Annotated in this window: 11 protein-coding genes; 3 read left to right on the forward strand and 8 right to left on the reverse strand. The window is 71.7% G+C overall.

The window, feature by feature from the left end; translation table 11 throughout:
* Both AADR41_RS39850 and AADR41_RS39855 read right to left on the reverse strand, forming a co-directional pair.
* The coding region (locus tag AADR41_RS39850) for a GNAT family N-acetyltransferase (protein ID WP_342287171.1) at nt 1–374 on the reverse strand (374 nt) is incomplete at its 3' end.
* Nucleotides 375–378: 4 nt separating this feature from the next.
* The gene (locus AADR41_RS39855) at nt 379–1,368 is read right to left on the reverse strand and encodes a WD40 repeat domain-containing protein (protein ID WP_342287173.1); all 990 of its coding nucleotides are present in this window, start codon (nt 1,366–1,368) and stop codon (nt 379–381) included.
* Nucleotides 1,369–1,426: 58 nt separating this feature from the next.
* Between AADR41_RS39855 and AADR41_RS39860 the strand changes: the two genes are divergently transcribed.
* Nucleotides 1,427–2,113, forward strand: coding sequence for a GDSL-type esterase/lipase family protein (locus AADR41_RS39860; RefSeq protein WP_342287175.1), 687 nt, complete (start codon nt 1,427–1,429; stop codon nt 2,111–2,113).
* 33 nt (nt 2,114–2,146) lie between these two features.
* Here the strand turns inward: AADR41_RS39860 and AADR41_RS39865 are convergent, their stop codons facing one another.
* Both AADR41_RS39865 and AADR41_RS39870 read right to left on the reverse strand, forming a co-directional pair.
* A complete protein-coding gene (locus AADR41_RS39865; RefSeq protein WP_342287176.1) occupies nt 2,147–2,767 on the reverse strand; it encodes a helix-turn-helix domain-containing protein in 621 nt (206 codons plus the stop codon).
* Between the two features lie 35 nt (nt 2,768–2,802).
* A complete protein-coding gene (locus AADR41_RS39870; RefSeq protein ID WP_446751194.1) occupies nt 2,803–3,441 on the reverse strand; it encodes a TetR/AcrR family transcriptional regulator in 639 nt (212 codons plus the stop codon).
* A 331-nt stretch (nt 3,442–3,772) separates the two neighbouring features.
* Here AADR41_RS39870 and AADR41_RS39875 point away from each other — a divergent pair, with 331 nt between their 5' ends.
* Nucleotides 3,773–4,522 (forward strand): class I SAM-dependent methyltransferase, encoded by a 750-nt coding sequence (locus AADR41_RS39875; RefSeq protein ID WP_342287177.1) that lies wholly within the window; start codon nt 3,773–3,775, stop codon nt 4,520–4,522.
* A gap of 199 nt (nt 4,523–4,721) precedes the next feature.
* Here AADR41_RS39875 and AADR41_RS39880 read toward each other — a convergent pair whose 3' ends face one another.
* From AADR41_RS39880 to AADR41_RS39890, 3 genes are all read right to left on the reverse strand, one after another.
* Nucleotides 4,722–5,372, reverse strand: coding sequence for an LppU/SCO3897 family protein (locus AADR41_RS39880; protein ID WP_342287179.1), 651 nt, complete (start codon nt 5,370–5,372; stop codon nt 4,722–4,724).
* 157 nt (nt 5,373–5,529) lie between these two features.
* Nucleotides 5,530–6,114 carry a cysteine hydrolase family protein gene (locus AADR41_RS39885; protein ID WP_342287181.1) on the reverse strand — a complete coding sequence of 195 codons (585 nt, stop codon included), beginning with the start codon at nt 6,112–6,114 and terminating at the stop codon, nt 5,530–5,532.
* 87 nt (nt 6,115–6,201) lie between these two features.
* Nucleotides 6,202–6,819, reverse strand: a complete 618-nt coding sequence (locus tag AADR41_RS39890) for a hypothetical protein (protein ID WP_342287182.1) — start codon at nt 6,817–6,819, stop codon at nt 6,202–6,204.
* A 105-nt stretch (nt 6,820–6,924) separates the two neighbouring features.
* Here AADR41_RS39890 and AADR41_RS39895 point away from each other — a divergent pair, with 105 nt between their 5' ends.
* Nucleotides 6,925–7,305 (forward strand): hypothetical protein, encoded by a 381-nt coding sequence (locus AADR41_RS39895; RefSeq protein ID WP_342287183.1) that lies wholly within the window; start codon nt 6,925–6,927, stop codon nt 7,303–7,305.
* Nucleotides 7,306–7,329: 24 nt separating this feature from the next.
* Here AADR41_RS39895 and AADR41_RS39900 read toward each other — a convergent pair.
* A partial coding sequence (locus AADR41_RS39900; RefSeq protein ID WP_342287184.1) for a transporter substrate-binding domain-containing protein occupies nt 7,330–8,299 on the reverse strand: 970 nt, incomplete at its 5' end.

Below are 8,299 nucleotides of genomic sequence, written 5' to 3' on the forward strand. Positions count from 1 at the left end.
CCCGCCAGCAGGTGTGCCACCAGCCCCTCCGCGGCCTCCTTCGCGTACCCCCGCCCCTGCCACCGCGTCCCGACCACCCAGGCGATCTCCGCCGCCGCACCCGGCACGTCCACCGTCGCCTGGACGTATCCGGCCAGGCGGCCCTCGGCCCGTACCCGCAGCACCCAGTTCCACCACCGCACCCCGGGATCCGGCGAACCGGCGGTCTGGCGTGCGTAGCGGGCCCTCAGCCCGTCGGCGGTCTCCGGGGCGCCCCCGGTGTACGTGTGCAGGGCCGGGTCGCCGAGCACCGCCGCCATCTCGTCCGCGTACGCGACCCGCAGCGGCAGCGCGTCCAGCCGTGCGGTGGTGAAGGGGCCGGGTTCAAGGATCATGCGCTCACTTTGTCTTCCGCCGCCGCCCCATGACCACCAGGAATCCGATCCCGGCGAGGACGAGCACCCCGGTCAGGGTCGTCCCCTTCACGTCCCCGGTGCCTCCGCTCCCCGCTCCGGCCGAGGAGGCCGACGAGTCGCCGCCCCTGGCCGGCGACTGCCCTCCGCCCCCGCCGCCCGCCACGTCCACCCGCTCCACGTCGCTCTGCTCCCCCTCCGAGCCGAACATCAGCGCCGAGCCGTCCGCCGTGTACGTCACGGACTCCGCCTGCCGCTGGATCGGCGCCCGGACCGCGGTGTCGGCGCCGAGCCTGCCGTTCTCGAAGACGTAGCCGCGGGCGCTGAAGTAGGAGCGCAGCACCAGCTCCTTGCCGTCCGGCGAGAACGCCCCGTCCGTCACCCACGGCACCTCGCCCACCCGCCGGAACACGTTGGTGCCACCGGTGGTCAGCTTCGCGGGGCCCTCGTACAGTCCGCCGCCGTCCTCGTTCTTCGAGGCGATGTAGACGCGTCCGGTCTTCGGGTGGACCATCAGCGCCTCGGCGTTGCGCGGGCCGTCCGCGTACTTCACGTCGAACTGGGTGGCCCGGACCGTCGCGTCCTTCAGCTCCTTCGGCTCCGGGAAGCGGTAGATCCAGACGTGGTCCCAGCTGCCGTTCAGGTTGTCGCCGATGTCACCGACGTACAGATCGCCGTCCGGCCCCAGCGAGATGGCCTCCACGTCGCGGGGTTCGCCCACCCCCTTCATGGTGATCGTCGCGACGGTCTTCCCGGTCCGGGAGTCGACGGCGTAGACGTACGGCCCGTCGTCGCTGTCGTTGTGCGTCCAGTAGATGCCGGGGTGGGCGCGGCTCGCGGCGAGACCGCTGGACTCGGTGATCCGGGGGTCCTCGATCGTGAAGCTCCGGTCGGCTCCGTCGTCGGCCACGGCCGGAGCCGGCCCGGCGAACAGGAGGAGCGCGGCGGCTCCGGACACAGTCAGGTACGAACGCATGGCACAAGTGTCCATCGTCACGTCGCAGGCCGTGGGAGTGATCCGCGATGATGACGCCATGCGGTTCACGTTTGTCGGCGATTCCATGACCATCGGCTGCGCCGGCGACTTCACCTGGCGCTACCGGATGTGGCAGCACCTCGATGCCACTCTCGGTGCTCCGTTCGCGATCGTCGGACCGCGCAGCGAGCTGTACGACACCGGGGCGGGCGGGCCCGTCAGTCACGAGTACGGCGCACCGGACTTCCCCGCCGGGGCCCGCACCCACCTGGCCGGCTGGGGCGAGGGCTGGCTGCACATGGCGCCGGTGATCGCCGACGCGGTGGCCGCGCACGGCACGGACGTGCTGCTCGTCTCGCTCGGCCTGATAGACCTCGGGTTCTACACGGACAGCGGTCAGACCGCCCTGAACGCAAGGGCGTTCATCGCGGCGGCACGCACCGCGAACCCGCGCGTGAAGATGGTCCTGCTGCCCGTGATACCGAACGTCCGGGCCGAGTCGGACGCCCCGTTCGCCGCCGAGTGCGACCGCTTCAACGAGCTCCTGGCGAAGGCTGTCGCCGACCTGGACGACCCGAGGTCCCCGGTCCTGCTGGCCTCCCGCCCGCCGGGGTACGACATCCACGAGGACACGTACGACGGCACCCACCCCGGCCCGACCGGCGAGCACGCGCTGGCGGCGGCGTTCGCCGACGCGATGCACCAGGCATGGGGGCTGGGCGGCCCGTACACGCCCCGGCCGTGAGAAGACCTGGCGGCCCGGTGCGAGCGAAAGGCCCTAGCGGTCCGAGGAGGGCCGGGCCCGTACGTGCATCCGCTCGCCCTGCTGCCCGAACAGGCTGAGGAATTCGACCGGCTCGGGCCCGGCGCTGGCCCACGCGTGCGGGGTACGGGTGTCGAACTCGGCGACCTCGCCGGCCGTGAGCACCAGATCGTGCTCGCCCAGCAGCAGCCGCAACCGCCCCGCCAGCACGTACAGCCACTCGTACCCCTCGTGCACCCGCTGCTCCAGCGGCCCGGTCGCCCCACGGCCGCCGGGCAGGATCTGCTTGTACGCGTGCAGCCCGCCGAGGTGCCGGGTGAGGGGCACGAAGGTCATGCCGTCACGGACGAAGGGGCGGAAGTGGATGCGCGGGTCGCCGGTGGCCGGGGCGCCGACCAGCTCGTCCAGCTGGACCCCGTACGCCTTGGCCAGCGGCAGCAGCAGTTCGAGGGTGGGCTTGCGGCCGCCCGACTCCAGGCGGGAGAGGGTGCTCAGCGAGATCCCGGTCGTCTCGCTGAGCTGGGCCAGGGTCGTGCCGCGCTCCTGGCGCAGGGCCCGCAGGCGCGGGCCGACGCCTGTCAGAACGGTCGTGATCTCGTCGTCCGGTTGTTCCGCGTGCTGTGCGCCGTCGTCCATCCGCCCATTATTTGCCGTCCCGGCAAGCGGGCGCGTCAGGACGGCAGGATCATGGCCAGCGAGAGCCGGGTCAGCTCGTCGGTCAGCCACTCGGCGTCGACCTGGCGGGGGCGGCGGCCGTGGTGGGCCATGAGCTCGTCCACCGCGTGGTTCAGCACCGTGACGGTCACCTTGTGGTCGCTCGGCTCCGCCTCGCCCCGGCGCACGGCCCGCTCGGCCTCGGACGTCAGGAACTCGATCCACATCGCCCGCCAGGTGGCGAGGTGGTTGTCCACCTCCCGGCTCACCCCGAGCACCTCGACGAAGGCGACCCGGGCCGCGCACGGGTCCTCGGTCACCGCCTTCACATAGGCGGCGAAGAGCAGCCGGACCCGTTCCGCGGTCGGGCAGTCCTCCATGCCCTCCGCCATCAGGGCGTTCTCGGCCGCGCGCAGCCCGTGGGTCGCCACCTCGTCGTAGAGCGCCATCAGCAGCACCTCCCGGGAGAGGAACTCCTGCTGGAAGACGTGGCCGGGCACCTTCGCTCGGACGCACAACTCCTCGACCCCGGTGTGCGCGTACCCGTACGCGCCGAACAACTCGCGCCCCGCCCTCAGGAGTCGGTCCCGTGCTCCCAGGAGCTCCATGGGCTGCGGCACCGTCTTCCTCCGCCGGCTCGCCACGACACCCGCCATCGGTCCTCCTTCGTCGTCCTTACCGCTGCTGCCACTCTTCCCGCTCCGCCACGTCGGTGGTGGGTCCGCCACGCACTCCGGACTCCATCACTTCCCGCGCTCCCCCGCCTGCGGAACTGCCCGAGAAACAACCCTCGGGGGGCGCGAGACCTGCCTCTTCACGCCTCGGCGCAGGCGCCCCGGCCCCCGATCCGGGCCGGTGCGACCGGGGTTGTCGGCCCCGTCCGGCCCCGCCCGCCAGGCTGCCGCCGGGAGGTTTCGCGGGCCTTCGCCCAACTGGGCCCGGCAGCCCTGCGAATCTACGATTCGAACGTGTGGAAAGGGGGTCCACGTGGACCGGAACATATGCACGACGGATGACGTACTCAGGCTCATGGACGGTCTGTTCGCACAGGACGGTGACCGGTGGACGGCCGGGGCGGGCTCCTGGTGGGACGGTTTCTACGCGGACCGGGAGCGGTCCGTGCCGTTCTTCGTGGCGAAGCCGGACGAGAACCTCGTCTCGTACGTGGAGCGTGGTCTGATCGCGCCGGGCCGCGCCCTGGAACTCGGCTGCGGGCCGGGCCGCAACGCCGTCCATCTGGCGTCGCTGGGCTTCGAGGTCGACGCCGTGGACCTGTCGCCGTCCGCCCTCGCCTGGGCCGGGGACCGGGCCCGCGAGGCGGGGGTCGACGTCCGGTTCCACCAAGGCGACGTCTTCGACCTCACGGCGACGGAACTGACCGGCCCGTACGACCTCGTGTACGACTCCGGCTGCTTCCACCACCTGCCGCCGCACCGCCGCGTCAGCTATCTCGCCCTGCTCGACCGGGTCCTCGCCCCCGGCGGCGGCTTCGGCCTCACCTGCTTCGCGGCCGGTGAGGGCGGCATGGGCTCCGAGCTCCCCGACGCGGCCTTCTACGAGAGGGGCGGGCTCCAGGGCGGCCTCGCCTACGCACCGGAGTCGCTGCGCCGGATCTTCTCCGGCCTGACGGAGGCCGAGCTCCGCCGGATGCGCGACGAACCGTCCGACTCCCCGCTCTTCGGCGAACCCTTCCTCTGGACGGCCCTGTTCCACCGGCCCGCCGAAAGGCCCGTCTGACCTGTCGCCCGCCGGGACGTCCGACGCAGGTGTACGCCCCGGCGGGGCCGCCTGTCCCGGGTACCGCCTCTCCTCGTTCCAGCACCGGGCCGGGAACCCCTCCCGCGGACATGCCACGGCCGGTGGAGCATCCGCTCCACCGGCCGTGGTGTCTGCGTCAGGCCCTGTCCGTCACGTCCTGTACGTCAGGCCTCGTACGTCACGCCTTGCCGGTGCAGATGGCGTCGTAGGGGCGGCCGGGGCTCGGGAAGAGCTCCAGGGGCTTGCTGCCGGCCGGGCACTCCTTGGCGGTCTTCGTCAGGTCGAGCACCTTGGTCACTCCGCTGCCACCGCTCCCGCAGGCGACCTCCTTGGCCTGGTCGTCCACGCAGTCGCCCTTGACCAACTGCCCGCCGCCCGCACCGGCGTCACCGGGGTGGTCGCCCTTCAGGTTGCGGCCGCAGATGGTCTTGCTGGGGATACCGGCACTGGCGTCACCCGAACCGAAGGAGACCTTCACCGAGATGATCGCGTCCGTGCCGGCCGGACACTGGATCGAGTCGGCGAACATGGAGCCGTCCTTGATCTCCAGCGCCTTGAGCGTCGCCTTGGAGTCGCCGCAGTCCAGCGGCTGGTAGGCGTCCTTCTTGTTGCTGTCGGGCCCGGCGCAGTCGCCGACCTTCCAGTCCTTCGCCGCGTGCGTTCCGTCGTCGGACGACTTGCTGCACGCGGTGGCGGCCGCCAGGACGAGTGCGAGGGCCAGCACTGCCTTCGAGCCGTTCAGGAGAGTCGCACGAGAGCCTCGGCGCGGCGAGGAAACGGTGCTTCTTCGGCTGCCGCTGAGGGGTCGCGTGCTGCCGTTAACGCTCATGCTGCTCCTTGGTCCGTGTGTGTGGCGCGGCCCGCTCGGCACTCGGTGCGGGTCCGCGCATGGTGGCGCGGGCGTGATGACGACAGGAGCGGGCGCCGCGGTTCCCGGACCGCACCGACCGGTCCGATCCGCCGGAACACGGCACGCGTCGGCCGGTTCAGGCGGCTCGCACCGGCAGCGCGGTGAAGGCCACGTCCGCGGCGCGCGCGACGACTTCGACGTCACTGCCGAGGGCCCACTCGGCGACCCGCGAGACCGCCGCGGCCGGGATCCGGTCGCTGATTCCGGGCGCGGCCGGGATGTCGTGCGTCGCGTGGGCGTCGTGCGGCATGACGACCCGGTACCCCAGCTCCAGGGCGGTACGGGCCGTCGCCTGTACGCACATCTCCGACATCACCCCGCAGATGGCGAGCGCCCGCACCCCCGAATCGGTCAGCAGGCCGCCCAGGGGCGTTCCGTGGAACCCGTCGTCCCGGGTCTTGCGGACGACGACCTCCGTGCCCGAGGCATCGACGCGATGGTGGAGCTCCCACCCGGCCGTACCCGGCTCGTCCCCCGCCCCGGGCGGGCCGTCGTTCTGCACATGGACGACGAGCGCCCCGCCGCTGCGCGCCCGCGCGATCAGATCCGCGGTCCGGTCCAGCAGCCGCGCCGCCTCGGGCACCGCCCGGTCTCCCTCGACCGCGTCCGCCTGGACGTCGACAACGAGCAGTGCCTGTACGGGAGGTGCGTGATCGCTCATGCCGTCATCATGTCCGCAGGCAGCGGTGCGCCTCCACATGTTTTGGACCGTGGGGCGCCCCCGCGGGCCGCCGGGCGGAACCCGGCCCTACTCGCTCAGCCCCACAACACCCCAGCCCCGCCCGGCGGCTCCGGCGAGGACGCGGCCCCACTCCGTCAGCAGGAGGGCGAACGAGTCGAAGTCGGCGCCCCTGCCGTCGGGGGCGGCGGCGTATCCGGTGAAGGTCTCACGCAGCCCGTCGAGCCGTGGCCGCACGTCCTCCCAGACCGCGGCCAGCCTGCGGACGCGGTCCGGGGAGCACGCGACCAGCAGGCCGTGGGCGACCTCCGGTTCGCCGGAGAAGAAGCCGGCGTCCGTCTCCCCCGACTCGCCGTCCATGCCTTCCCAGATCAGCCCGAGCAGAAAGGTGTCCAGCCCGGCCCGCAGCAGCGGATCGGCGTGGTCGCGGACGCGTTCCCAGTGGTGCGTGGCCCAGAAATGCGGCTTGTACGAGCCGAGGGTCTGCAGGAACTCGTAGAGGGCGAAGCAGTCGCCGTTCGGCCCCTTCGGCCACTCCCAGTCGCCCTCGACCACCGGGGCGTCGTGCTCCCACAGGCCGGTCTCCTCGGCGTACCAGGCGTTCCTCAGCCTCAACAGCCGTTCGCGCGCGGGCACTTCGCCCAGCCATGACCAGTCGGCGATCACCACCGTGATGTCGAGCCCCATGGCGCGAGGCTACCGGGCGGGCCGGGTCGGCCTCCCGGCCGTTCTCGCCCCGCACACCACGCCCCGCGACGCCTTTGCGCGGCGTGGTGTGGGATCGTCCTGAGCATGGCGGAATCGTGGAGCTTTGCCGGTACCGGTGGCGGTGCTGCCGTGGCCGCCGACGCCGTGGCGGAGGCGCTTCGGGCGAGGATCGCCGACGGGAAGCTGGAGTCGCTGCTGGAGAGTTCGTCCGGGCGGACCCTGTACGTCGTGAGCAACACCGAGCGGGCGATGGTGATGCTGATCGAGCATCCGGGCGATCCCGGCGAGCACGCCGCGGACCCGGGTGCAGAGGAGTGGAGCGACGGGTTCGAGCTGTCGAACGGGCAGGCCGACGAGTATCCCGACACGGACACCGTGCCACTCGACGAAGCCCTCCGGATCGTCCGCCACATCCTCGCCACCGGCCGGCCGCCGGCCGACGCGGCCTGGGTGGCCGACCGCTGAGCCGGAGCCCCGCGGATCAGGGTTTCAGGACGGGCATTCCGTCAGTTTCGGCTTGTTCGGCGGGCTCACCCTGTTCAGCAGCGGGGCGAGGTGGTCGGCGTACAGCTTCTCCCAGACACCGTCCGTCATGATCTTCTTCAGCGACGAACACACCTCCCCCTTCAGCCCCTTCTCGTCCGGGTTCATCGCGACGCCGTAGCCCTCCGCGCCCGGACCGCTGTCCAGCCGCTTCAGCTCGGTGGGGTCGTTCTTGACGAAGCCGGCGAGGATGACGTCGTCCGTGCTCACCGCGTAGACCGGCGACATCGGGTCCAGCAGGTCGTGTACGCACCGGTCGTAGCCGCTCGGCAGCGACTCCGTCATGTTGTAGCCCGCCTTGGGCAGCCACGCCTCGTACGTCGAACTCCGCGCCGTGCACACTTCGAGCTGCTTCTTCTCCAGCACCCTGGTGTCGTCGATCGACACCGCCTTCGCCTTCTTGCGGACCATGAAGCTCCGGCTCGCCACGTAGTACGGACCGGCGAACGCGACGCTGTAGTCGGGGGCCTCGGCGTGCTTGCGTTCGTCCGTGATGCTGTAGGTGGCGATGACCAGATCCACATCGCCCTTCTGCAGTATCGTGCTCCGGTTCTCGCTGCTCACCGGCTCGAAGGTGACCTTGTCGCGGCTGTAGCCCATGTCCTGCGCGATGGCGTAGGCCACGTCGATCTCGTACCCGCGGTACTTTCCGTCCTTGGTCTTCTCGCTCAGTCCGGGCTGGTCGGCCTTGACGCCCACCTTCAGGACCGGGTGCGTCTTGATGTACGGCTCCGACACGGGCCCCCGGCCCGGACGGCCGCCCGCACCCGGATCGCCGTCCCCCCGCAGCTGCTCCACGGCGAACCATCCGAGACCGGCCGCCAGCGCCGCGCACACCGCGACCGCCGTGAGCTTCTGCCGGCCGGAGACGCGCTTGCGCGATGCCTGCGGCGGGGAGGGGGGCGGCATCTGCGGC

Origin of the sequence: Streptomyces sp. CLV115 (genome assembly GCF_038448545.1) — a bacterium.
Classification (GTDB): Bacteria; Actinomycetota; Actinomycetes; order Streptomycetales; family Streptomycetaceae; genus Streptomyces; species Streptomyces sanglieri.

Bases quoted from the DNA above. Each gene is read 5' to 3' on its own strand.
- AADR41_RS39855 (WP_342287173.1), bottom strand. From the start codon at position 1,368: ATGCGTTCGTACCTGACTGTGTCCGGAGCCGCCGCGCTCCTCCTGTTC.
- AADR41_RS39860 (WP_342287175.1), top strand. From the start codon at position 1,427: ATGCGGTTCACGTTTGTCGGCGATTCCATGACCATCGGCTGCGCCGGC.
- AADR41_RS39865 (WP_342287176.1), bottom strand. From the start codon at position 2,767: ATGGACGACGGCGCACAGCACGCGGAACAACCGGACGACGAGATCACG.
- AADR41_RS39870 (WP_446751194.1), bottom strand. From the start codon at position 3,441: ATGGCGGGTGTCGTGGCGAGCCGGCGGAGGAAGACGGTGCCGCAGCCC.
- AADR41_RS39880 (WP_342287179.1), bottom strand. From the start codon at position 5,372: ATGAGCGTTAACGGCAGCACGCGACCCCTCAGCGGCAGCCGAAGAAGC.
- AADR41_RS39885 (WP_342287181.1), bottom strand. From the start codon at position 6,114: ATGAGCGATCACGCACCTCCCGTACAGGCACTGCTCGTTGTCGACGTC.
- AADR41_RS39890 (WP_342287182.1), bottom strand. From the start codon at position 6,819: ATGGGGCTCGACATCACGGTGGTGATCGCCGACTGGTCATGGCTGGGC.
- AADR41_RS39895 (WP_342287183.1), top strand. From the start codon at position 6,925: ATGGCGGAATCGTGGAGCTTTGCCGGTACCGGTGGCGGTGCTGCCGTG.